The organism is Pseudomonas zeae, assembly GCF_014268485.2.
Lineage (GTDB): Bacteria > Pseudomonadota > Gammaproteobacteria > Pseudomonadales > Pseudomonadaceae > Aquipseudomonas > Aquipseudomonas neuropathica.
The window spans coordinates 247,864-272,007 of record NZ_CP077090.1 but is presented as its reverse complement, the minus strand read 5'-3'; the positions used below and the strand labels follow the sequence as shown (position 1 = coordinate 272,007).

Annotated in this window: 22 protein-coding genes; 10 read left to right on the top strand and 12 right to left on the bottom strand. The window is 60.4% G+C overall.

Features of this window, described 5'->3' with window-relative positions; all coding sequences use genetic code 11:
• Positions 1–33: 33 nt before the first annotated feature.
• The 4 genes from HU754_RS01215 to HU754_RS01200 form a co-directional block, all read right to left on the bottom strand.
• Positions 34–1,425: a M16 family metallopeptidase gene (locus tag HU754_RS01215; protein WP_116254169.1), complete on the bottom strand. Its 1,392-nt coding sequence runs from the start codon at positions 1,423–1,425 to the stop codon at positions 34–36.
• Between the two features lie 168 nt (positions 1,426–1,593).
• The gene (locus HU754_RS01210) at positions 1,594–3,252 is read right to left on the bottom strand and encodes a Na/Pi cotransporter family protein (RefSeq protein ID WP_186620347.1); all 1,659 of its coding nucleotides are present in this window, start codon (positions 3,250–3,252) and stop codon (positions 1,594–1,596) included.
• Between the two features lie 305 nt (positions 3,253–3,557).
• The gene (locus HU754_RS01205; protein WP_093429523.1) at positions 3,558–4,325 is read right to left on the bottom strand and encodes a TerC family protein; all 768 of its coding nucleotides are present in this window, start codon (positions 4,323–4,325) and stop codon (positions 3,558–3,560) included.
• Positions 4,326–4,410: 85 nt separating this feature from the next.
• Positions 4,411–5,718, bottom strand: coding sequence for a CitMHS family transporter (locus tag HU754_RS01200; RefSeq protein WP_007911819.1), 1,308 nt, complete (start codon positions 5,716–5,718; stop codon positions 4,411–4,413).
• A 322-nt stretch (positions 5,719–6,040) separates the two neighbouring features.
• On the opposite strand from HU754_RS01200, the gene HU754_RS01195 reads away from it, so the two are divergent.
• Positions 6,041–6,442 (top strand): GFA family protein, encoded by a 402-nt coding sequence (locus HU754_RS01195; RefSeq protein ID WP_186620346.1) that lies wholly within the window; start codon positions 6,041–6,043, stop codon positions 6,440–6,442.
• Here HU754_RS01195 and HU754_RS01190 read toward each other — a convergent pair whose 3' ends face one another.
• On the bottom strand, positions 6,443–6,769 hold the full coding sequence (locus tag HU754_RS01190; protein ID WP_093429525.1) for a DOPA 4,5-dioxygenase family protein: 327 nt from the start codon (positions 6,767–6,769) through the stop codon (positions 6,443–6,445).
• Positions 6,770–6,852: 83 nt separating this feature from the next.
• On the opposite strand from HU754_RS01190, the gene HU754_RS01185 reads away from it, so the two are divergent.
• Entirely contained in the window at positions 6,853–7,518 is a 666-nt protein-coding gene (locus tag HU754_RS01185) for an NAD(P)-dependent oxidoreductase (protein WP_186620345.1), read from the top strand.
• Between the two features lie 7 nt (positions 7,519–7,525).
• On the opposite strand, the gene HU754_RS01180 is transcribed toward HU754_RS01185, so the two are convergent.
• A complete protein-coding gene (locus HU754_RS01180) occupies positions 7,526–8,476 on the bottom strand; it encodes a choline sulfate utilization transcriptional regulator (RefSeq protein WP_186620344.1) in 951 nt (316 codons plus the stop codon).
• A 114-nt stretch (positions 8,477–8,590) separates the two neighbouring features.
• On the opposite strand from HU754_RS01180, the gene betC reads away from it, so the two are divergent.
• From betC to HU754_RS01165, 3 genes are all read left to right on the top strand, one after another.
• The gene (gene betC / locus HU754_RS01175; RefSeq protein WP_186620343.1) at positions 8,591–10,105 is read left to right on the top strand and encodes a choline-sulfatase; all 1,515 of its coding nucleotides are present in this window, start codon (positions 8,591–8,593) and stop codon (positions 10,103–10,105) included.
• Positions 10,106–10,121: 16 nt separating this feature from the next.
• On the top strand, positions 10,122–11,042 hold the full coding sequence (gene choX / locus HU754_RS01170; protein WP_186620341.1) for a choline ABC transporter substrate-binding protein: 921 nt from the start codon (positions 10,122–10,124) through the stop codon (positions 11,040–11,042).
• A 253-nt stretch (positions 11,043–11,295) separates the two neighbouring features.
• Positions 11,296–12,864: a SulP family inorganic anion transporter gene (locus tag HU754_RS01165; protein ID WP_186620335.1), complete on the top strand. Its 1,569-nt coding sequence runs from the start codon at positions 11,296–11,298 to the stop codon at positions 12,862–12,864.
• A gap of 116 nt (positions 12,865–12,980) precedes the next feature.
• Here the strand turns inward: HU754_RS01165 and aroE are convergent, their stop codons facing one another.
• Both aroE and hemF read right to left on the bottom strand, forming a co-directional pair.
• Complete coding sequence (gene aroE / locus HU754_RS01160; protein ID WP_186620334.1) at positions 12,981–13,802, bottom strand: shikimate dehydrogenase; 822 nt, start codon at positions 13,800–13,802, stop codon at positions 12,981–12,983.
• 9 nt (positions 13,803–13,811) lie between these two features.
• The gene (gene hemF, locus HU754_RS01155; protein WP_186620333.1) at positions 13,812–14,726 is read right to left on the bottom strand and encodes an oxygen-dependent coproporphyrinogen oxidase; all 915 of its coding nucleotides are present in this window, start codon (positions 14,724–14,726) and stop codon (positions 13,812–13,814) included.
• A 150-nt stretch (positions 14,727–14,876) separates the two neighbouring features.
• Here hemF and HU754_RS01150 point away from each other — a divergent pair, with 150 nt between their 5' ends.
• On the top strand, positions 14,877–15,854 hold the full coding sequence (locus tag HU754_RS01150; RefSeq protein ID WP_186620332.1) for an NADPH:quinone reductase: 978 nt from the start codon (positions 14,877–14,879) through the stop codon (positions 15,852–15,854).
• A gap of 64 nt (positions 15,855–15,918) precedes the next feature.
• Here HU754_RS01150 and HU754_RS01145 read toward each other — a convergent pair whose 3' ends face one another.
• The 4 genes from HU754_RS01145 to HU754_RS01130 all read right to left on the bottom strand — a co-directional run bounded on the left by HU754_RS01145 (position 15,919) and on the right by HU754_RS01130 (position 19,653).
• On the bottom strand, positions 15,919–16,593 hold the full coding sequence (locus HU754_RS01145; RefSeq protein WP_099757606.1) for a hypothetical protein: 675 nt from the start codon (positions 16,591–16,593) through the stop codon (positions 15,919–15,921).
• A gap of 240 nt (positions 16,594–16,833) precedes the next feature.
• Positions 16,834–17,391 (bottom strand): L-threonylcarbamoyladenylate synthase type 1 TsaC, encoded by a 558-nt coding sequence (gene tsaC / locus HU754_RS01140; RefSeq protein WP_093429535.1) that lies wholly within the window; start codon positions 17,389–17,391, stop codon positions 16,834–16,836.
• Between the two features lie 55 nt (positions 17,392–17,446).
• On the bottom strand, positions 17,447–18,547 hold the full coding sequence (dprA, locus tag HU754_RS01135) for a DNA-processing protein DprA (RefSeq protein WP_186620439.1): 1,101 nt from the start codon (positions 18,545–18,547) through the stop codon (positions 17,447–17,449).
• An 80-nt stretch (positions 18,548–18,627) separates the two neighbouring features.
• Positions 18,628–19,653: a LysM peptidoglycan-binding domain-containing protein gene (locus tag HU754_RS01130; RefSeq protein WP_077575172.1), complete on the bottom strand. Its 1,026-nt coding sequence runs from the start codon at positions 19,651–19,653 to the stop codon at positions 18,628–18,630.
• Between the two features lie 160 nt (positions 19,654–19,813).
• On the opposite strand from HU754_RS01130, the gene def reads away from it, so the two are divergent.
• The 4 genes from def to trkA are packed head-to-tail and all read left to right on the top strand — an operon-like array spanning position 19,814 to position 24,043.
• Positions 19,814–20,320: a peptide deformylase gene (gene def / locus HU754_RS01125; protein WP_016984087.1), complete on the top strand. Its 507-nt coding sequence runs from the start codon at positions 19,814–19,816 to the stop codon at positions 20,318–20,320.
• 57 nt (positions 20,321–20,377) lie between these two features.
• Positions 20,378–21,337, top strand: a complete 960-nt coding sequence (gene fmt, locus HU754_RS01120) for a methionyl-tRNA formyltransferase (RefSeq protein ID WP_186620331.1) — start codon at positions 20,378–20,380, stop codon at positions 21,335–21,337.
• A complete protein-coding gene (gene rsmB, locus HU754_RS01115) occupies positions 21,334–22,644 on the top strand; it encodes a 16S rRNA (cytosine(967)-C(5))-methyltransferase RsmB (RefSeq protein ID WP_093429538.1) in 1,311 nt (436 codons plus the stop codon). The genes fmt and rsmB overlap by 4 nt, the downstream gene beginning before the upstream one ends.
• A 22-nt stretch (positions 22,645–22,666) precedes the next feature.
• Complete coding sequence (trkA, locus tag HU754_RS01110; RefSeq protein ID WP_093429539.1) at positions 22,667–24,043, top strand: Trk system potassium transporter TrkA; 1,377 nt, start codon at positions 22,667–22,669, stop codon at positions 24,041–24,043.
• Positions 24,044–24,144: the final 101 nt, after the last annotated feature.

Genomic DNA, 24,144 nt, shown 5'->3' with positions numbered 1-24,144 from the left:
ACCGCTATCGCGAGCAGGCTCACTCCTACAGGGTTAGTGTTCGGCCGGCCGGCGGCGGTGATGCAAACGCCAGCCGATCAGGATCAACAACACCAGACCCAAGCCACCCGCACTCAACCACAAAACCTGATCATCACTGATCAACGGCTTCTCGATCCGCAGATACCCCGGTTGCAACAGCAACTCACGCATGGCCTTGTTCGCCGCTTCCAGCGTCACCCCTTGCAGCTCCCGCGCCGGGTTGGCAAAACGACCGTCCTGGTAATCACCGAGGGCGCTCCAGTAATAATCCGCCAGCGCACTGTTGCCTTGCACCGCCCACGCCTGATGGGCGATCGAGGCCTGCTTGATCCGCGCGAAAGTATCCGGGTCTAGGCCGTTTTTCAGCAGATCAGCCTTGAGGTCCTCCAGCACCTGAATGGCTTCGTCGACGTCATCACGATCCAGATCGGCATTCAGGCTCATGAAACCGACGCCGCCAAACACCTCACGCTCGGCCCACGGCCCATAGGATAAACCGTGGTTGAGACGAATCTGCCGGTACAGCGCCCAGTCGAGATAATCCTTGAGGATATCGAACGTCTGGTCGTACTGATCGTCCAGCACCGGTTCCGGCACCAGCCAGTGCAATTTGGCGCTGTCGCCGATAAAGCCACGGGTGAGCGTGCGCTCGTGGGCGGCGCTGGTGCGGATATCCGGCAGTGGGCGGTGTTCGCTTGGCTCGACCGCTTCGAGCGCGCCCCAAGTGCGTTCCAGATACGCCGGCAGCAGTTTGTCGAGTTCGCCGACGACAATCAGCGTCATGTTGTTCGGCGCGTACCAGGCCTTGCGCACCTTCTCCAGTTGCTCCTGAGTCAGATGGCCGACCTCGGCGCGTTGCGGGCATTTGAGGCCCAGTTCAACAGCTAGCTGATTGCTCGCGGTGTGGCCGAGGTCCTGACGATCGAGAAAGCGTTGCAGGCGTGTGTAATGGCCGCCGTCCTCGCGCTCGACCACACGTTTGGCGGCGTTGATCGCGTTGTCGTCGATACGCGTTTGCGTGAGCAGAGCGAGCAGCAGGTCGAGTACCTTGCGCTGGTTTTTCGCCGGAGCTTCGATGACGAAGGTGGTGTCGGCGTTGCTGGTGAAGGCATTCCAGTCACCGCCCAGCGCTTGCATGCGCTCCTCCAGACCACCTTCGCCGGTGGCGTCGATGCCACTGAACAGCAGGTGTTCGAGCAGGTGCGGCAGCTCCTTGTCATCGCACTCGAAATCATCAAGGCCGACGCCGACCACCAGCCGGATCGCCACGTGCCCCCGTTCGGTGCCGGGCTTGAGCATTAGCTGCAAACCGTTGGGCAGCGCATAGCCTTCAACCTGAAAACGATCCAGGGCGAAGGCGGGCAGGGAACCGAGCAACAGACAGGCGAACAACAGGCAACGCATAACAGGCTTCCGTACGGCTGATTTGGAGATCCGTGTCGTCAGCCAGGGCCCCATCGCGAGCAGGCTCACTCCTGCATTTGGAATGCGTCCCCCTGTAGGAGTGAGCCTGCTCGCGATAGCGGCCTGAAGGCTGAATCAATGTAACTGACTAAACCCAGCCCCAGTCGTTCAAGGCGAATGCGTAATGTCGGCAATATCATCCGCCGCCAGCGCCCCGGTATCCGCCGTTTCCAGCACCACATACGCACTGCCGCAAAACAGCGAATTCAAGCGTTTCATGTCGGCAATCAACTCCAGGTGCAGCGAGCTGGTTTCAATACTCTGCACGATCTTGCGTTGCAAACGGCTGACATGCGCGTGGGCCAGACGACGTTCCTGCGCGCGAAAGCGGCGTTTCTCGCGGAGCAATTGCCGGGCACTTTCGCGGTCGCCGCTGAGAAACACCGACAGGCCCAAACGCAAATTGGCGATCAGTTGCTGCTGCAGCCCGGCCAGGTCCTCCAGACCCTCTTCGGAAAACGAGCGCCGCTGCGAGGTTTTCTGCTGCTGGATCTTGCGCAGCATGCGTTCGATCAGGTCGGCGGCCAGTTTCAGATTGATCGCCAGCTCGATGATCTCGGCCCAGCGCCGACTGTCCTGCTCGCCGAGGTCTTCGCGGGGCATCTGCGCCAGGTACAGTTTGATCGCGCTATACAGCGCTTCGACGTCGTCGGTCAATCGGCGCATTTCCTGGGTGACGGCGGTCTGCTTGCCGTGCAGCACATCAAGCGAGGCGTCGAGCATGTTGTCGAGCAGATCGCCCATGCGCAGGGTTTCCCGCGCGGCGTTGGCCAACGCCAGGCTCGGTGTGACCAGCGCGGTCGCGTCGAGATGGCGCGGTTTGGCGGTGCCGTTGACCTCCGGCCGTTCCGGCAGCAGCCATGCGCAGAGACGCGCCATCGGCCCCACCGACGGCAGCAGAATCAGGCAGCGCGCGGTGTTGTAGAGCAAGTGGAAGCCGATGACCATTTCCTGCGGGCTGAAATCGAGGCTGTCGATCCAGTGCACCAGCGGATCGAGTACCGGAATGATCAGCAGCAGGCCGATCAGTTTGTACAGCAGACTGCCCAGCGCCACTTGCCGCCCGGCCGCGTTCTGCATGCTGGTGCTCATGAACGCAAGAATGCCGCTGCCAATATTGGCGCCGATCACCAGGCCGATCGCCACCGGCAGACTGATCACACTGGCGCCGGCCAGTGTCGCGGTGAGCAACACGGCGGCGAGGCTCGAGTAGGAAATCATCGCGAACAACGCGCCGACCAAGGCGTCGAGAAGGATATCGCCGGTCAGCGAGGCGAAGATCACCTTGACCCCTTGCGCGTGGGTGATCGGTGCGGCGGCCTCGACGATCAATTGCAGCGCGAGAATGATCAGCCCCAGACCGATGCTGACCCGGCCCATCTGCCCGAGCCGCGTCTGTTTGCGCGACAGAAAGAAAATCACCCCGAGGAAAATCAGCAGCGGCGACAGCCACGACAAGTCAAACGTCAGCACCCGCGCCATCAGCGCGGTACCAACGTCGGCGCCGAGCATGGTCGCCAGCGCCGGGGTCAGCGCCATCAAGCCCTGGCCGACGAAAGAGGTCACGAGCATGGCCGTGGCATTGCTGCTCTGCACCATCGCGGTAACGACGATGCCGGCGACAAAGGCCAGCCAGCGCTTGGACATGTTCTGGCCGATCACATGGCGCAGGTTGGTGCCGTACACCCGCAGGATGCCGGTTCGAACGATGTGCGTGCCCCAGATCAACAGGGCGACGGCGGAAAGCAGATTGAGCAGGGTGAGCATGGAGACCCCCTGTAGTAGCAGTGCCTCAGAGAGGCAAGTTGACGGTACCGCGCGGTTTCTACGTTTTTGATACTTAAGCTGTAGTTGGCTAACGGTCTGGGCGCCAGCATTGCACAGCTAAAGTGTCGATTGAAACAAAAGTGTCATGAAAACGGGTTCATTCACCCACCTGAATCCACCACAAACAAATGTAGGAGTGAGCCTGCTCGCGATAGGGCCATCAGGCTCAACATTGATGTTGACTGACAGACCGCTATCGCGAGCAGGCTCACTCCTACAAGGGGTGTTGCCTGAAGACTACCGGGTTACTGGCCCGGAATGTCCTTGCGCAGTTTCACCGGGTCTTGCTGCTGTTTTTTCTTGGCCATTGCGCCGCGCAGCTTGATGTTGATCGCTTCCACGGCCAGCGAGAACGCCATGGCGAAGTAGACGTAGCCCTTTGGCACATGCACGTCGAACGACTCGGCAATCAGCACGGTGCCGACCACCAGTAGGAACGACAGCGCCAGCATTTTCAGTGACGGGTGCTTGTCGATGAATTCGCTGATCTTGCCCGAGGCCAGCATCATCACCAGTACCGCCACGACGATCGCCGCGACCATCACCGGCACGTGGGACACCATGCCCACCGCCGTGATCACCGAATCCAGCGAGAAGACGATGTCGATGATTGCAATCTGGATGATGGTGTAGAGGAAGTTGCCACCCTTGCCGCCCGGGGTTTCGTCGCTTTCATCTTCGCCTTCCAGCGCGTGGTACATCTCTTGCGAGCTCTTCCACAGCAGGAACAGACCACCGAAGAACAGGATCAGGTCACGGCCGGAAATGCCTTGGCCGAACACTTCGAACAGATCGGCGGTGAGGCGCATGACCCAGGTGATCGACAGCAGCAACAGGATGCGGGTGATCATGGCCAGGCCAAGACCGAAGATCCGGGTGCGCTGCTGCATGTGTTTGGGCATGCGGCTGACCAGGATCGAAATCATGATGATGTTATCGATGCCCAGAACGATTTCCAGGGCGGTCAGGGTAAAGAAGGCAACCCAGATTTCGGGGTTGGTCAGCCAATCCATGTGTATTCCTTTGAGCGAGTGTTAAACCGAAAAAGGTCCGGGCTTCAAACCGCGAAGCCAGGACCCGAAACGGTGAGTCTTGGGCTTATAGAGTGCTGAACACCGGGAAAGTCCCCAACAGCAGTGCAGCAATCAGAATGCAGATACATACCAGGATCGCCCATTTCAGGGTGAAACGCTGGTGGTCACCAAAATCAATGCCGGCCAGGGCTACCAACAGATACGTCGATGGCACCAACGGGCTCAGCAAGTGGACGGGCTGACCGACGATCGAGGCACGGGCCATTTCCACTGCGGTGATCCCGTAGTGGCTGGCAGCTTCGGCCAACACCGGCAACACGCCATAGTAGAACGCATCGTTGGACATGAAGAAGGTGAACGGCATGCTCACCAGCGCCGTGATCACGGCCAGGTAAGGGCCGAGGAAATCCGGAATCACCGCCAACAGGCTCTTCGACATCGCATCGACCATGCCGGTGCCGCTCAGGATACCGGTGAAGATACCCGCCGCAAAGATCAGCCCGACCACTGCCAGCACGCTCCCGGCGTGAGCCGCGACGCGATCCTTCTGCATCTGCAGGCAAGGGTAGTTGACGATCATGGCAATACTGAATGCCACCATGAACAGCACCGGCAACGGCAACAGGCCGGCGATCAGGGTGCACATCAGACCGAAGGTCAGGGCGCCGTTGAACCAGATCAGTTTTGGACGGCGGGCATCCGGGAACTGCGACACGCTGATTTCGCTGTGATCGATATCATCGCCAACCAGATGCAGCTCACCCAGACGCGCACGTTCACGTTTGCCGTAGAAATAAGCGATAACCAGAATCGCGACCACACCCGCGGCCATCGCCGGGATCATCGGTACGAAGATGTCCGACGGGTCAACGTGCAGCGCACTCGCGGCGCGGGCAGTCGGGCCACCCCATGGGGTCATGTTCATCACGCCGCCGGCGAGAATGATCAGACCAGCCATGATCCGCGGGCTCATGCCGATGCGGCTGTACAGCGGCAGCATGGCGGCCACGCAGATCATGTAAGTGGTCGCGCCGTCACCATCGAGGGAAACGACGAGCGCCAGTACGGCGGTGCCGACCGAAACTTTCAGCGGGTCGCCCTTGACCAGTTTGAGGATCTTGCGCACGGCCGGGTCGAACAGGCCGGAGTCGATCATCAGGGCGAAATAGAGAATGGCGAACATCAGCATCACGCCAGTCGGCGCGAGCTTGGTGATGCCTTCGAGCATCATCGGGCCGATCTTCGGTGCAAAGCCGCCGAACAGGGCGAAGACGATCGGGATGATGATCAGAGCGATCAGCGCGGACAGGCGCTTGGTCATGATCAGGAACATGAACGTGATGACCATGGCGAAGCCAAGGAAAGTCAGCATGGGAATACTCCAGGCGTAGCGCGGCTAGTTAAATGAGCAGATCTGGCCGATCAGCGCAGAACGGGAAGCACGAGACGTACGGGCGGAGTGACAGCGTAAAGGCGGGCTACAGAGGACATCAGAATCACCATTGTTGTTGTTAATTGGGCCTTTAGTGCGAGGTATCACACGCATTGGCCAACCGGTCTGTTGCCGGAAGTGGAGGCGATCCTAATCGGGCAAGCTTTCAGCTACCTTTCGCTGCAGAAAGCTTTGGGTGAACGGTCAACCGGCCGTCGGATGCGAACCAGAGTCAATAAACACGGGAAGGAGGGCTTTGATCATGAGCCAATTGCACAGCGGCGGCTGCCATTGCGGACACATTCGTTATCAGTTCAGCGGGGCGTTGCAGGACATCGCCCATTGCCATTGTTCGATTTGCCGCAAGGTCAGCGGCGGCATCGTCACGACGTGGATCACGGTGCCAGCCTCCAGTTTCCAATGGCTGGCTGGTACGCCGGCGCGTTATGACTCATCCGACAGTTGCGCGCGGTACTTCTGCCCGCAGTGCGGCGCGCAACTGGCGTTGGTGACGTTGCTCAGCCCACAGAGCATCGACTTGACCATCGCCACCCTCGATCAACCCGAGCTGGCGCCCGCCGAACGACACATCTGGACCGACAGCCAATTGCCCTGGCTGCACCTGGACGAGCATCTGCCGGGCGAAGCCGAAGAAACGATCTGATCAGAAAACAGACAGATCCAGCGACCGCATCGCGCCCATCCAGATTGCGTGTTCGGTGTGGTCGAGCAGGTCATCGCCAGTGTCCGGGTGCAGAAACACCACCAGACCTTTGCGGTTCAACACCAGCCACGGCAGCACATCGCTGATCAACTCGGGGCCGAAGGCCAACTGGCAACTCCAGTCCGGATGCGGACCGACCGGACGTTCGTGAACACGGCCCATTTTCACTGCAAATAACTGCGCGGCCTGCTCGCACAAGGCCCGTGCCTGTTCAATGGTGCTGGCGTCGAAATAGACGTGGGCGTGGTAGCCCTTGATCGCTTGCATCTGAAGCCCTCGGAAATCGGTTCGAACCCTCGGCGTTGCCCGTATGTCACACGCCATACAAGGGATAAGAAAAGGGATCAGCCATGAAAAATGCCGAAACCCCGGCGGTAAAAGTGGTGCTCTATGGTGCCATGAGTAGCCTGGGCAGCGCGTTGATGGCTGAGTTGCTGCGTCGTCAGCATGAAGTCATCGCCATTCTCGACGATCTGACCGCACTTGCGCCGCGTCCCGGACTACGCACCAAGAGCGGCGATCTGTTCGACTCCGAGAGGGTCAATCAAAGTGTGGCCGGCAGTTCGGTGGTCATCTGCTTATTGGATGCGCCAGGTTTGCCATTCAGCAGCGATCACGTTGAGCGCTCTGTCGTGCTCGGCCCCGTCGAGCAGGTGCTGGCCGTCGATGCATTGGTCGATGGACTGCAAGCCGCCAACGTTTCGCGGCTGTTTCTGGTGGGGGATTTTGCCGTACTCGATGAGCCGGACGTCGATGATCGCCTGCAACGCCATGCCGCCGAAGAAATTCGCGAAGCCGTGCAAAGCAGCCCGCTGCACTGGACGCTGGTCAATGCGCCGCACGGCGTGGCCGGGCTGACCATTGAGCATTTCAGCCAGGTCGGCGGCAATCTCGAACCGGGTCTGGCCGAGCCACTGGAGCGGCTGAACCGCGTGGCGGTGGGGATTGCCGATGAGCTAAGGCTGAATTTGCATGTAGGGCAGCATGTGAATTTCGTTGCGGCTTCAGATACGTAAAAGATCTTCAAACCGCGATCGAAGGCAACGTCAAACCGTTGAGGGATTGCGCGCTGCTCGCCTGTTCCGCCATTAACCAATCGACAAACTGTTGAATCAACGCGCCCCGACGTTTGCGCTGGGGCAGCACCACGTAATAACCGAGGCGCGACAAGGTCGTTTCGGCGATGGGGCGGCACAGCAAACCCTGACTCAGCAAGTTATCCACAAGGTGCCGCCAGCCAATCGCTACGCCTTGACCGCCAATCGCCGCTTGAATCAACAGCGTGTAATTGTCGAAACGCAATTGCCCCGGTGCCGGCGGCGTATTGATACCGAGTTCACGGAACAGACCACTCCAGTCAAACCAGTTGCTGCTGTTTTCCCCACGCAGGTGCAGCAACGGGAACTCCAGCAGCGCGTGAGCAGGCAAGGGCAGGGCGCGATCCTTGAGCAATTGCGGGCTGCACACCGGGAATACTTCTTCGCTGAACAACCAAAGGCTTTCGCCCTGCTTGAAACGCCCATCACCGAACAGAATCGCCACGTCGATATCGGTGCGCAGCATGTTGTGGTTGCGTTCGCTGGTCACCAGGCTGACGTCGACCTGCGGGTTAGCTTCATGAAAGCGGTGCAGGCGCGGCATCAGCCAATAAGCAGCGAAGGCAAAGTCGGTGGCAACTTGCAGGACTTCATGTTGTTGCTGTGCGCTGATCGTGCTCAATCCTGCATCGATATTCTGTAAACCGAGAGTAACTTGCTCAAACAGTATCGCGCCGACTTCGGTCAGCTCGATCCCACGGTAAATGCGATCAAATAGTCGCGTGCCGAGTTGTTCTTCCAGCCGTTTGATCTGCTGACTGATCGCTGGTTGCGTGGTGCCAAGCTCTACCGCCGCTGCGGTAAAGCTGCGCTGGCGAGCGGCCGCCTCAAAGGCGCGCAACAGGTCGAGGGACAGATCACCCAAGGCTTCATACATAAGCTGTGCTTATCCTAGTCATTGTCCGGCGTGGGCTTTACCGGATAAAGCATGGACTCCATGCTCGATCGCAGCAATGTCGCATAAATATTCACTATGGAATGCCGCGATCACATGAAGCGCAAGAATATTCTTTTCATCATGGCCGATCAGATGGCCGCGCCAATGTTGCCGTTCTACGGCCCATCGCCGATCAAACTGCCGAATCTTTCCCGCCTCGCCGCCCAAGGCGTGGTGTTCGATGCCGCTTACTGCAACAGCCCGTTGTGCGCGCCATCGCGGTTCACCCTGGTCAGCGGCCAGTTGCCGAGCAAGATCGGCGCCTACGACAACGCCGCCGATTTCCCTGCCGATGTGCCGACTTATGCCCATTACTTGCGCCGCCTCGGCTACCGCACCGCGCTATCCGGCAAGATGCACTTCTGCGGTCCGGACCAGTTGCACGGTTATGAAGAACGCCTGACCAGTGATATCTACCCGGCCGATTACGGTTGGGCCGTGAACTGGGATGAGCCGGATGTACGGCCGAGCTGGTACCACAACATGTCTTCGGTGCTGCAGGCCGGGCCATGTGTGCGCACCAATCAACTGGATTTCGATGAAGAGGTGGTGTTCAAGGCACAGCAATATCTGTTCGATCACATCCGCGAGGACGGCGATCAGCCGTTCTGCCTGACAGTATCGATGACTCACCCACACGACCCGTACACCATTCCCAAGGCGTTCTGGGATTTGTACGACGATGCCGATATCCCGTTGCCTACAACCCCGGATCAACACGAACTCGATCCGCACTCGCAGCGGCTGCTCAAGGTTTATGACCTGTGGGACAAGCCACTGCCTGTGGATAAGATTCGCGATGCACGCCGGGCATATTTCGGTGCATGCAGCTATATCGACGCCAACGTCGGCAAACTTCTGCAAACCCTCGAAGAAACCGGCCTGATCGATGACACAATTATTGTCTTCTCCGGTGACCACGGCGACATGCTCGGCGAAAAGGGCCTTTGGTACAAAATGCACTGGTACGAAATGGCGGCCCGCGTCCCCCTGTTGATAAGTGCTCCAGGCCAGTTCGATGCCGGGCGTGTCAGCGCTGCCGTATCGACCGCAGACCTGTTGCCAACCTTCGTCGAATTGGCCGGCGGCACGCTGGAACCGGGCCTGCCACTGGATGGCCGCTCGCTGGTATCACACCTTCAAGGGCAGGGCGGTCATGACGAAGTGTTCGGCGAATACATGGCCGAAGGCACCATCAGCCCGCTGATGATGATCCGTCGCGGCGCCTACAAATTTATCTACAGTGAAAGCGACCCTTGCCTACTCTTCGACGTAGATAACGATCCGCATGAACTGGAAGAACTCAGCCAATCGCCGCAACATCGCCCGCTGTTCGACGATTTTCTCGCCGAAGCACGGGCCAAATGGGACATTCAGTCGATTCACCGGGAGGTCCTCGCGAGCCAGCGCCGCCGCCGATTTGTCGCCGACGCGTTGACCCTCGGCAAGCTGAAGAGCTGGGATCACCAGCCACTGGTGGACGCCAGTCAGCAATACATGCGCAACCACATCGACCTCGACGATCTGGAACGCAAAGCACGTTATCCACAACCCTGCCAAAACCAATAATGTTAAGGGGAAGTCCATGCGTAAGTTATCCACAGTAGTGACGATCGGCCTGCTCGCGCTGAGCAGCGCCTCGGCCTTCGCTGAGCAAAGCTGCGACACCGTGAAAATGGCCGATCCGGGCTGGAGCGACATCGCCGCGACCAACGCCATCACCGGGTTTCTGCTGGATGGCATGGGCTACAAAGCCAAGGTCGACACCCTCGCGGTGCCGATCACCTTCGGTGGTTTGAAGGACGGCCAGGTGGACGTGTTTCTCGGCAACTGGATGCCGGCGCAGCAGGGCTTCTACGACAAGTTCGTCGCCACTGGCGATGTCACGCAACTGGCGAAGAACCTCGACGGCACCGAATTCACCCTCGCCGTGCCGGACTACGTGTGGGACGCGGGTGTGCATAACTTTGCAGACCTGAACAAATACGCCGACAAGTTCGACAAGAAGATCTACGGCATCGGTTCGGGTGCGCCGGCGAATATCTCGCTGCAGGAAATCATCAAGAAGAACGACTTCGACATGGGCCAGTGGAAGCTGATCGAATCCAGCGAACAGGCGATGCTGGCTGAAGTGTCGCGGGCGGTGAAGAAACAGAAATTCGTTACCTTCCTCGGCTGGACGCCGCACCCGATGAACGTGCAGTTGAAGATGCATTACCTCAAGGGTGGCGAGAAGTACTTTGGCGACACCGGCAGCGTGTTTACGTTAACGCGCAAGGGCTACGCCGAGGCGTGTCCGAATGTGGGTAAATTGCTGACCAATCTTTCGTTCACTCAGGAGATGGAGAACAGCATCATGGCTGAGGTGGTGAACAAAAAGGTCAGCAATTCCGAGGCGGCGAAGGCTTGGATCAAGGCGAATCCGGCGGTGTTGGATAAGTGGCTGGATGGCGTCAAGACGGCTGACGGGAAGGATGCGTTGGCGGCGGTGAAAGCGAAGCTTTGATCGTGGGGTGGCTGGAATTGTGCTCGGCTCGAGATTTTTGCCCCCTCACCCCAGCCCTCTCCCCAGAGGGGCGAGGGGGAAAGGGAGCCGATATCTGTTGGATTCAAAACTTGCGTTCAACTCTGAAATCGCAGGTCGGTGAATCTTGAATAAACACCACGGTCAGTCCCCTCTCCCTTGGGAGAGGGTTAGGGTGAGGGGCCTTTCCCCTGGCACCCTGATAACCTTGAACAAAACCCAACCGCGAGGACCCATGGCCTTCCCCAGCCGCCACTCTCTCTTCCCCTTCCTCACCTGGTTGCCGCGACAAACCCGCGCCAGCGTCGGACGGGATCTGATCGTCGGCCTCAGCGGGGCGATTCTCGCGCTCCCCCAGTCGATTGCCTACGCGTTGATCGCTGGTCTGCCACCCGAGTACGGCCTCTACGCCGCAATCATTCCGGTGCTGATCGCCTGCCTGTGGGGTTCGTCGTGGCATTTGATCTGCGGTCCGACGGCAGCGATTTCGATTGTGCTGTTTGCCAGTGTCAGCCCTTTAGCGGTTCCAGCCTCGCAGGACTACATCACCCTGATCCTGCTGCTGACCTTGCTTGCGGGGATATTCCAGTGGCTGCTCGGTTTGCTGCGCTTTGGCGCGCTGGTGAATTTCGTCTCGCATTCGGTGGTGCTGGGGTTCACCCTTGGCGCCGCGGTGGTGATTGCTATCGGGCAATTGCCAAACCTGCTGGGCCTGGAGTTGCCGGCAAAAGCCACGGCGCTGGCCAGTTTGATGGATCTGCTGCAACACCTGCGGGCTGTGGATAAACCTTCGCTGGTGTTGGGTTTGGCCACGGTGGTCGTCGGTCTGCTGCTCAAACACCTGTTGCCGCGCTGGCCGACGCTGTTGATCACGCTGGTGCTGGCCAGTTTGCTGGTGTGGTTGTGGCCGGGCGTGTTCGGCCATGTGCATCTGGTCAGCGCGTTTGTCGGGCGTTTGCCGCCGCTCAGTGGATTGCCGCTGGATCTGGACTTGATCCTGCGATTGCTGCCAAGCGCTGTGGCGGTGGGCATGCTCGGCCTGGTTACCAGTCTGTCGATTGCGCGCTCGATTTCGGCGCGGTCGCAGCAATTGCTTGATGCCAATCAGGAAGTCCGTGCACAGGGCTTGTCGAATATTGTCGGGGCGTTCTTTTCCGGGTCGCTGTCGGCCGGGTCGTTCACACGCTCTGGCCTCAGTTACGAGGCAGGCGCTTGCTCGCCGCTGGCCGGGGTGTTTTCAGCAATCTGGGTGGCGTTGTTCGCAATTTTTGGTGCGGGGCTGATCGCGCACATTCCGATCCCGGCGATGGCCGGGAGCATTCTGTTGATTGCCTGGGGGCTGGTCGACCACCGAGGCATTCGCGCATTGCTGCGTGTCAGCCGCGCCGAGTTTGTGGTCATGGCGCTGACCTGCCTCGCGACTTTGCTACTGGAATTGCAGACGGCGATTTATGCCGGTGTGCTGGCCTCGCTGTTCTTCTACCTCAAGCGCACTTCGCAACCGCGCGTGCAGCACTGGCGCGACGGCGAAGACGATGTGTTGCGTGTCGGCGGATCGATCTTTTTCGGCGCCAGCCATTACCTGCAGGTACGCCTGCAACGTATGCACGGCGCGCGGGTGGTGATCGAGGCGCAGCAGATCAACTTCATCGATTATTCGGGGGTGGAAATGCTGCATCAGGAGGCGCGGCGGTTGTTGCGCCAGAATCGCAGCCTGACCTTGCGCCGGGCGCGGCCGCAGGTGGTGGAGGAGTTGCGGAAGCTGGAAGGGCCGGAGAAATGTCCGATCCGGTTTGAGGATTGATTGGCGATCGAGGTAATCCTTGTGGGAGCGAGCCTGCTCGCGAAGACTGCGGCACATCCAACATTGATGTGTCAGACAGAGTGCTTTCGCGAGCAGGCTCGCTCCCACATGGGTATTTATTGCGCCAGTTGGCGGCGTAGTTCGGCGAGTACCGGTGCGGTATCAGGGCGCACACCACGCCACAGGAAAAACGCCTCAGCCGCCTGCTCCGCCAACATCCCCAAGCCATCCATCGCCACCGCCGCGCCATGTTCACGGGCCCAGCGGCAGAACGCCGTTGGCTCTTTGCCGTACATCATGTCGTAGCACAGGGTCTTGCCCGGCTCGATCAGGCTCGGTGCAATCGGCGGCACGTCACCAGTGAGGCTGGCCGATGTGGCGTTGATGATCACGTCCACCGGCTCGCGCAACCAGTCGAAACCACTGGCCGAGACCGGCCCGAGGTCGCAGAACAATTCCGCCAGCAACTCAGCCTTGTCCACCGTACGATTGGCGATGATCACCGAGGCCGGTTGTTCCGCCAGCAACGGTTCCAACGCCCCGCGCACCGCACCACCGGCACCGAGCAGCAGAATGCGTTTGCCGGTCAGGCTGAACCCGGCGTTCACCGTCAGATCGCGCACCAGTCCGGCGCCGTCAGTGTTATCACCGAGCAGTGAGCCGTCGGCCAGTTTGCTCAAGGTGTTCACCGCACCGGCCCGTTGTGCGCGAGCGGTCAGGCTATTGGCCAGACGATAGGCGTCTTCCTTGAACGGCACGGTGACGTTGGCGCCGCGACCTTCCTGGAAAAACGCCGTGGCGCAGTTGGCGAAATCTTCAAGCGGCGCCAGCAAGGTGCTGTAGTCGAGGTGCTGGCCGGTCTGCTCGGCGAACAGCTTGTGAATCATCGGCGATTTGCTGTGGCCGATCGGGTTGCCGAAAACGACGTAACGATCCATCAGATGTCCTCAGGCCTCGGCCAGCCAGTCGCGGTCTTGCAGGAAGTACTCGGTCAGGCGTGCTTCTTCGCTGCCAGGCTCGGCCTTCCAGTCATAGGCCCAGCGCACTTGCGGCGGCAACGACATCAGGATCGACTCGGTACGCCCGCCCGATTGCAGACCGAACAAGGTGCCACGGTCGTAGACCAGATTGAACTCGACGTAACGGCCACGGCGGAATTCCTGGAATTCACGCTGCTGAGCGGTAAACGCATCGTTTTTGCGGCGCTGCACGATCGGCAGATAAGCATCGATGTAGGCGTCGCCGATGGCCCGCATAAAAGCGAAGCTGGTATCGAAGTCCCACTCGTTCAGGTCATCGAAGAACAAACCGCCAATGCCGCGCGGTTCGTGGCGATGCTTGATGTGGAAGTAGGTGTCACACCAGGCCTTGTAGCGCGGGTAGACGTCCGGGCCAAACGGCGCGCAAGCCTGCTCGGCAACGCGGTGCCAGTGAACGCAATCTTCTTCATTGCCGTAATACGGGGTCAGGTCAAAGCCGCCGCCGAACCACCAGACCGGCTCTTCACCCTCCTTCTCGGCGATGAAAAAGCGCACGTTGGCGTGGGACGTCGGCACATGCGGGTTGTGCGGGTGGATCACCAGCGACACGCCAAGGGCTTCGAAACCGCGGCCAGCCAATTCCGGGCGATGGGCGCTGGCCGACGGTGGCAGACCACTGCCGAAGACGTGGGAAAAGTTGACACCGCCCTTTTCGATTACCGTGCCGTTCTCGATCACGCGAGTACGACCGCCACCGCCGGCGGGCCGGGTCCAGGCGTCTTCGACGAAGCGCGTGCCGCCGTCTTCGGTTTCGAGAGCCGCGCAGATGCGGTCTTGCAGGTCGAGCAGATAGGCCTTTACGGCGTCGGTGCGGGTCGTCATGGCTTCACCTTGAATCGGGCGGCGCCCCGGCAGACGGGCGACGCAAATGGGCGCGTAGCATACCACCGCACAATAGCCCGCCGCAGTTGACGAAGATCAAGCATGGGAGTTGGATAGGGGGCTCACAAAAGACCCAAGGAGAGCAGGCAGATGGCAAAGCGTATCCAGTTCCGTGCCCACGGCGGCCCCGAAGTGCTCGAATATGTTGATTACCAACCCGCCGCGCCCGGCCCCAATCAAGTCCGCGTGGCGAACAAGGCGATCGGCCTGAACTTCATCGACACCTATTACCGCAGCGGTCTGTACGCACCGCCCGCCTTGCCGTCCGGCCTGGGTGCTGAAGGTGCGGGGATCGTCGATGCCGTGGGCAGCGACGTCACCCGGTTCAAGGTCGGTGATCGCGTGGCCTATGGCAGCGGCCCGTTGGGGGCCTACAGCGAATTGCATGTGCTGCCCCAGGACAATCTGGTGCATCTGCCCGACGAAATCAGTTTCGAAACGGCTGCCGGTGTAATGCTCAAAGGCCTGACCGTGCAATACCTGCTGCGCCAGACCTATGAACTCAAGGGTGGCGAAACCATTCTGTTCCACGCGGCGGCCGGCGGTGTCGGTTCACTGGCCTGCCAATGGGCCAAAGCGTTAGGCGTGAAGCTGATTGGCACCGTCAGCTCCAAAGAGAAAGCCGAACTGGCCAAGGCCTATGGCGCCTGGGCGACGATCGATTACAGCCACGAAAACGTTGCCCAGCGCGTGCTGGAATTGACCGATGGCAAGAAAGTCCCGGTGGTCTATGACGGTGTCGGCAAGGACACCTGGCTGACGTCCCTCGACAGCGTGTCGCCGCGTGGCCTGGTCGTGAGCTTCGGTAATGCTTCCGGCGCGGTGGACGGCGTGAATCTGGGTATTCTCTCCGCCAAGGGTTCGCTGTACGTGACCCGGCCGACTCTGGCGACTTATGCCAACAACGCCGAAAACCTGCAGCGAATGGCCGATGAGCTGTTCGAGATGATCATCAGCGGCAAGTTGAAGGTGGACGTCAGCCAGCGTTATCCACTGGCTGATGCGGCGAAGGCGCAAACCGAGCTGTCGGCGCGGCGCACTACCGGTTCCACCATCCTGCTGCCTTGATACCTCCCGGCGTCCTGCCAGTCAGGGTTTCAGGACCATGACTGGCAGGACGCTTCGAGCGTGTTCAGTACTGCGGTGGATGAGCCGCCAACGGTCTTGGCGCCCAATGGCCGACATTCGCGGAATCAGGCTGTTGCAACGCGGCGAGGATTTGCCGCCACTCGGCTGACAACACCCAGTAATCCCCGCGTGCGCGCTGTTCGATATGCAAGGGATTGGAGGCGACCGGCATCAGACCGAAACGCTGGTACAGGCGCAGCTGCGATGCCCTGCACAACGCGGTGACACCTAGATAGCCCTGTTTTATGGCCCACTCGGCAGCGGCCGCCAGCAGACTGTCGACGGCAATGGGCTGTTGGCTGGGCGCGTACGAGATCAAGCGACTGAGTTCGACATGGCGTGACAACGCCACCGTGGGCGAAACATGTTGCTGCGCCAGTGATGCCCACTCGAACGGCGCCGGAGTGGCCCTCAATACCGCCAGCAATTGCTCGTGCCGATACAGCAGAAAGTGGGTACTGCGCGACCGTGTCGCCAGTCGGGTTTCGAGCATCCGCGCCCTGGACGTCAGCATGTAATGCTGCAGCCGAAGCCGAAATTGCCGATCGATAAACCGATCGAACACCTGGGTATCCGACCCCGCTTCAAGCATCACGATACGGCAACCCTCCTGATGACTGTTTAACGTCACCTGGAGCGCCTGCAGGTAATCCGTGAGTTGCAAATCCGTAGTGTCCATTCTTTCTCCGCAGACCTTAACTTATCGAAGTGTTTCGAGTGCAGGGAAAGGATGGTTGCTTTTGGCGATACCGCCACGAAACGCGGTCTGATAATCAGGTGGGAAAATTCAGTTGATTCAGATAGTTGATGATTTTTCCGACGCAACAACCAGCTTCATTGCAGGATAAATCGCAGGCACGTGTAGTACTCCTCGCCATCAAGGCGAGGAGTACTCACGCTACAAATGTTCGAGGCTGAATCAGTCGGGACGAATGACTTTGCCGGTCGCCAGATCACGAATCACGCTGGGGTTCTTGCGCCCACCCAGTTGCCCGCCCAGTATCAGATCGATCTGCCCACGGAAATACTGCTCGACACGCAATCGCGTGCGCGCCGCCGGGCGGCCCTGCGGGTTGGCTGAGGTCGAAATCAACGGCCCGACCATCGAGCACAGATCGCGTACTTGCGGATGATCACTGACCCGCAGCGCGACGGTGTCGTGCATGCCGGTCACCCATTCCGGGAGCAAGCCCTGATGCGGCACCAGCCAGGTGTTCGGCCCCGGCCAGGTGCTGGCCATGCGGTCGATCCATTCTTGCGGGAAGTCTTCGAACAGGAAGTCGAACTGGCGAATGTTGTCGGCAACCAGAATCAGACCTTTGACCACCGAACGATTCTTGATCGCCAGCAACCGATCCACGGCCTCTTCGTTCCATGGGTCGCAACCCAGCCCCCAGACGGCTTCGGTTGGATAGGCAATCACCGCCCCGGCGCGAATCTCTCGTGCGGCTTGTTGCACACGCCAACTGTTAACCATGAAAAAACTCTCCGCAAACAGGTTTCGCGCAGTTTACCGATCTTCCTTGTAAAACCTAGCGTGTCCTGGCCAACCAGCGACCGTTTTCGCACACTGCACGGCCATCCATTTCCAGCTCGGTGAGTGCCACCAGCACTTTGGGCAATGTCCAGCCGCTGCTGTCAGCCAAGCCTTCGCTGGTGTGCGGGGCGGCATGGAGCAGGATGAGCAACGGGTGATCGGCTTTCGCCGTGTCAGTGGATAGCGGCAGATGTTGCCAACCACGCAAGGCTTCGAGGATGTGCTCAATGGTTTCCACCAGCACCGCGCCATCGCGGATCAGCTGATGGCAACCGCGTGCGCCGGGGTGATGGATCGAACCGGGAATCGCGTAAACCTCGCGTCCCTGTTCCGCCGCCAGCCGTGCGGTGATCAGCGAACCGCTGGCGACGCTGGCCTCGACCACCAGCACGCCGAGGGACAAACCGCTGATGATGCGGTTACGTCGCGGGAAGTTGCTCGCCGTTGGCCCGGCATCCAGCGGAAACTCGGAAAGCACTGCGCTGCCGCACGCAATCATCGCGTCAGCCAGGCGGCGGTTGCGCTGTGGATAAAAATTTTCCAGCCCCGTGCCGAGGACACCGACCGTCAACCCGCCAACATCCAGCGCGGCCTGATGCGCAGCGGCATCGATACCCAGTGCCAATCCGCTGGTGATGACAAAACCGGCACCGGCAAGGCTGCGGGAAAACGCTGCGGCAGTATCCATGCCCGGACGCGAGGCGCGGCGACTGCCGACCATCGCCAGTTGCGGTTTTTCCAGAATCTGCGGATCACCGGCCACGAACAACATTGGCGGCGGGTCGGGAATCTGCGCCAGCAATGCGGGGTAATCGGGTTGGTCCCACATCAGCAAATGCTGATCCGGACGCTCTAGCCAGCGCATTGCATGGCTGGCGCCGTCGCGAACTTCGGGGCAGCGCCGCGCTTCGGCGCACGCCGCCGGCAAACCGAGAGAACGCCAGGCGCTGGCCGGCGCGCTGATGGCTTTGGAGGCCGAGCCGAAGGCTTCGAGCAATTTGGCAAAACGCTTCGGGCCAACATCCGGCAAGCGGTGCAGGCGCAGACGCGCTTCCAGTTCCGCCGGGGAAACCGGCGTACAGACAGGCAACATGATGGATCATCCTTGATCGTTATAAGCCCCGAACCATTCGGAACAAGCTGTGGATAACTCTGTTGGTAACTTGTGAAGCACGCTTACGGATTGCGCACCTTGTCGAGCACCGCGAGCGAGCGCGATGCGTTGAGGACGAGGCCGTAGCTGAGTTTGTCGTAGGTGCGGAACACCATCAGCAACCCGGCGCGTTCATCGGGAATTTTCAGCGGCTGGCCAGTGATGCGGTCGCGCACGGTTTCACCGGTTTTCATTACCACCAGCACGTTGCCTTCGGCCAGACCGTCGCGCTTGCCCTTGTTCAGGGTGACCACGTCCATCACGCCGATCTGGGTGACACCGCGCGGCACATCGATGATCACGCCGTTGATGCTGGTCGTTGGCGCGCTGGGCATGAAGGTCGAGTTGATCGAGCGCTCTTCGCCGCTGAACAAACGGTCGCCAAGGCGCACTTCCTGGGTGGTGCGTTGCAGGGCGAGGGTGGCGACGTCGCCTTCAGTGGCGACGATTTCGCCGCCGCCGATGTCGTCGGCGTTGATTCCCAGGAACTCCTTGGTCTGTGGATCGGTGTAGACCTTGCCCTGACGGAAGATGCCGTAGACCGGTTGATCCGGGTCGAAATGGCCGCGAGCGAAAATTCGGTCACCGGTACCGCTGAGCACGCGTTCGGCATCGCCGGCAACGATGTACGGCGCCTTGTCGAAGTCCTCGACCTTGTCGACGATGCGGTTGCTCAGCAAAAAGCTGTTGATGGATTTCAGCGGAATGCTCGGAATAGCCTCGGCCACCGGGCTGGTGCGAATGCGTGGCGAGAGCTTGATGGTGCCGCGCGACTCGCCGCGATTAAGGGTCAGACGTGGTTGGCCGTCGACATAGCTGAGCGTCAGCGTGTCGCCGGGATAGATCAGGTTGGGGTTTTCGATTTGCGGATTGGCCCGCCACAGTTGTGGCCACTGCCAGGGCTCGCGCAGGTATTTGCCGGAAATGTCCCAGAGCGTATCCCCCGAAACCACCGTGTATTGCTGTGGAAAACCATCCCTGAGTTGCACTTGCCCTTGCGCCACGCCGGCCGAAGCCAACAGCAGCAGGGCGAGTAGTGTTTTCCTCATGCAGTGAATCCCTTTATCATGTGCATTCGCGTGAACCGTCAGAGCCCCCGTGGCTCGCTTGTGCAAAATGCACAAGCTACGCTTCACAACGGTAGCCTGCATCTTCGGACCTGCCAGGCCATCGCCCGACTTTACTCAACGTGTGCAGCAATCAAAGCCTATGGCCATTTTAAACATCCTCGAATTCCCGGACCCGCGTCTGCGCACTATCGCCAAGCCTGTGGCTGTAGTGGACGACGAAGTGCGTCAGTTGGTCGATGACATGTTTGAAACAATGTATGAAGCGCCGGGCATCGGCCTTGCCGCGACCCAAGTCAACGTGCACAAACGTATCGTCGTGATGGACCTTTCCGAAGACCGCACCGAACCGCGGGTGTTCATCAACCCCGAGTTCGAATCGCTGACCGACGAAATGGACCAATACCAGGAAGGCTGCCTGTCGGTACCGGGTTTCTACGAAAACGTCGACCGCCCGCAAAAGGTCAAGATCAAGGCGCTGGACCGCGACGGCAAGCCCTATGAGCTGATCGCCGAAGGCCTGCTCGCGGTGTGCATCCAGCACGAATGCGACCACCTCAACGGCAAATTGTTCGTCGATTACCTGTCCACGCTCAAACGCGACCGGATCAAGAAGAAACTGGAAAAGCAGCACCGCCAGAACGCTTGATGCCCCTCTTCAAAGGCTTGCTGCGGCAAGCCTTTTTCTTTTTATGAGACGCCCTTCATGACTGAGCCACTGCGCATCGTTTTTGCCGGCACCCCGGAATTCGCCGCCGAACACCTCAAGGCCCTGCTGAATAGCCCTTACGAGATCGTTGCGGTCTACACCCAACCGGATCGTCCGGCCGGTCGCGGGCAAAAACTGATGCCAAGCCCGGTCAAACAGCTCGCCCTGGAAAATAATATCCAGGTGTTGCAGCCGCCGACGTTGCGCAACGCTGACGCTCAGGCAGAACTGGCCGCACTGAAGCCGGACTTGCTGGTGGTGGTCGCCTACGGCTTGATCCTGCCGCAAGTGGTGCTGGATATCCCGCGTCTGGGCTGCATCAACAGCCACGCCTCCTTGCTGCCACGCTGGCGCGGTGCGGCGCCGATTCAGCGCGCCGTCGAACACGGTGACGCGGAAAGCGGCGTGACCGTGATGCGCATGGAAGCGGGCCTCGACACCGGACCGATGCTGCTCAAGGTCGTCACGCCGATCACCGGCGAAGACACCGGCGGCACGCTGCACGACCGCCTCGCCGAAATGGGCCCGCCCGCCGTGGTCCAGGCGATTGCCGGTCTGGCTGCAGGCACGCTGGAAGGTGAAGTGCAGAACGATGAGCGCGCCACTTACGCGCATAAGCTGAACAAAGACGAAGCACGCATCGACTGGAGCCGTCCGGCCGTTGAGCTGGAACGCCTGGTGCGCGCCTTCAACCCATGGCCGATCACCCACAGCACCCTCAACGGTGAAGCGCTGAAAGTACTGGCGGCGACACTCGCCGAAGGTAAAGGCGCGCCGGGTGAAATCCTCAGCGCCAGCAAGGACGGTTTGGTCGTCGCTTGCGGCGAGCGGGCGCTGTGCATGACCCGCCTGCAATTGCCGGGTGGCAAGGCGCTGAACTTCAGCGACCTGTTCAACAGCCGTCGAGAGAAATTCGCTGTCGGCACCGTGCTCGGCGCAGCGGTGGACGCGCAATGAACCCGCGTCTGGCCGCCGCCAAGGCACTCGCCGCCGTGCTCAGCGGCAAAGCCTCGTTGAACAGCTCCCTGCCGACGCAACTGGACAAGGTCGAGGATCGTGATCGCGGCTTCACTCAGGATCTGGCCTTCGGCACTGCGCGCTGGCAGCCACGCCTGTCGGCACTGGCCGAGAAGCTGCTGCAGAAACCGTTCAAGGCTGCCGACGCCGATGTCGAAGCGCTGCTGCTGGTCGGTCTCTACCAATTGCTCTACACCCGCGTGCCGGCCCATGCCGCCATCGGCGAAACCGTCGGTTGCGCCGACAAGCTAAAAAAACCTTGGGCCAAGGGCCTGCTCAACGCCGTGCTGCGCAATGCCCAGCGCGAAAGCGAAACGATTTTCGCCGAGCTGGAACGTGACCCAGTGGTGCGTACCGCTCACCCGCGCTGGCTGCAAAAATCCCTGAAGGCCTTCTGGCCGGAGCAGTGGGAAGCGATTTGCGAGGCGAACAATGCGCATCCGCCGATGATCCTGCGGGTCAACCGCCGTCACCACAGCCGCGACGCCTATCTCGGCTTGCTGACGGAGGCCGGGATTGCCGCGACGCCATGTGTGTACAGTCGCGACGGCATCATTCTCGAAGCCGCCGCCGACGTACGCAGCCTGCCTGGTTTCGCCGAAGGCTGGATCAGCGTGCAGGACGAAGCGGCGCAACTGGCCGCCGATCTGCTCGATCTGGCGCCGGGGCAACGCGTGCTCGACGCCTGCTGCGCGCCGGGCGGCAAGACTTGCCACATCCTCGAAGCCGAACCGGCGCTGGCCGGTGTAGTGGCGGTGGATCTGGAAGCCAAGCGTCTGGTGCGGGTCAAGGAGAACCTTGAACGCCTCGGTCTGAACGCCGAACTGATCGCCGCCGACGGTCGCGATACCGAAAAGTGGTGGGACGGCAAACCGTTCCAGCGCATTCTGCTAGACGCGCCGTGCTCGGCGACCGGCGTGATCCGCCGCCATCCGGACATCAAGCTGACCCGTCAGCCGGACGACATCGTCGCCCTCGCGCAACTGCAAGGCGAACTGCTCGACGCGATGTGGAAAACCCTCGAAGTCGGCGGCATCCTGCTGTACGCCACCTGCTCGACGCTGCCGACCGAGAATACCGAAGTCATCGCTGCGTTCCTTGAGCGTACCCCAGGCGCCCGTGAACTGGATCTGGCCACGTCGGCCGGAATCAAACAGCCCCATGGTCGCCAACTGCTGGCCCAGCAAGGTGGGCATGACGGGTTCTACTACGCCAAGCTGATCAAGATTGCTGCCGCACGCAGCTAAACGGATTTAACGGAGTGACTGGATGAAAATCATCATCCTCGGTGCAGGACAGGTCGGCGGTTCGCTGGCAGAACATCTGGCCAGCGAGGCCAACGATATTACGGTAGTCGACACCGACGGTGAGCGCCTGCGCGACCTCGGCGACCGCCTCGACATCCGCACCGTGCAGGGCCGGGGCTCGCTGCCGTCGGTGCTGCGTCAGGCCGGCGCCGACGACGCGGACATGCTGGTGGCGGTGACCAACAGCGACGAAACCAACATGGTCGCCTGCCAGGTCGCCCACACGCTGTTCCACACCCCGACCAAAATCGCCCGGGTGCGCGAAGCGTCCTACCTCAATCGCGAGGAGCAACTGTTCCAGAACGAAGCGATTCCGGTCGACGTGCTGATCAGCCCCGAGCAGGTGGTGACCAACTACATCAAGCGCCTGATCCAGCATCCGGGCGCGTTGCAGGTGATCGACTTCGCCGAGGGTGCAGCGCAACTGGTAGCGGTGCGCGCCTATTACGGCGGGCCGCTGGTGGGTCAGCAACTGCGGCAGTTGCGTGAGCACATGCCGAATGTCGAAACCCGCGTGGCAGCGATTTTCCGTCGCGACCGACCAATCCTGCCGCAGGGCGACACGGTGATCGAGGCCGATGACGAAGTCTTTTTCATCGCCGCCCGTGAGAATATTCGCGCGGTGATGAGCGAAATGCGCCGCCTCGACGAAACCTACAAACGCATCGTCATTGCCGGTGGCGGGCAGATCGGTGAACGTCTGGCCGAGGCCATCGAAAGCCGTTATCAGGTGAAGATCATCGAGATGAATCCGGCGCGTTGCCGTTATCTCTCCGACACCCTCGACAGCACCGTGGTGCTGCAGGGCAGTGCATCAGATCGTGATTTACTGATGGAGGAGAACATTGCCGACGCCGATATCTTCCTCGCCCTGACCAACGATGACGAAGCCAACATCATGTCGTCGCTGCTGGCCAAACGGCTGGGGGCGAAGAAGGTCATGACGATCATCAACAACCCGGCCTACGTCGATCTGATTCAGGGCGGCGATATCGACATCGCCATCAGCCCGCAACTGGCGACCATCGGCACCTTGCTGGCGCACGTGCGTCGTGGCGATATCGTCAGCGTGCACTCACTGCGCCGCGGTGCGGCAGAAGCCATCGAGGCGATTGCCCACGGTGATGCGAAGTCGAGCAAGGTCATCGGCAAGCCCATCGAGAAGATTGGCCTGCCGCCCGGCACCACCATTGGCGCGGTCATTCGCAACGAGCAAGTGATCATCGCCCACGACGACACGGTGATCGAAGCAGGCGACCATGTGATCCTGTTCCTTGTGGATAAAAAGCATATTCGCGATGTGGAGAAGCTATTTCATGTGGGGTTGAGCTTCTTTTGAGGTTTGCGCTGACGGCACTGGCGCCTTCGCGAGCAGGCTCGCTCCCACATTTGGAATACGTTTCCCCTGTGGGAGCGAGCCTGCTCGCGAAGGCGGTCTCA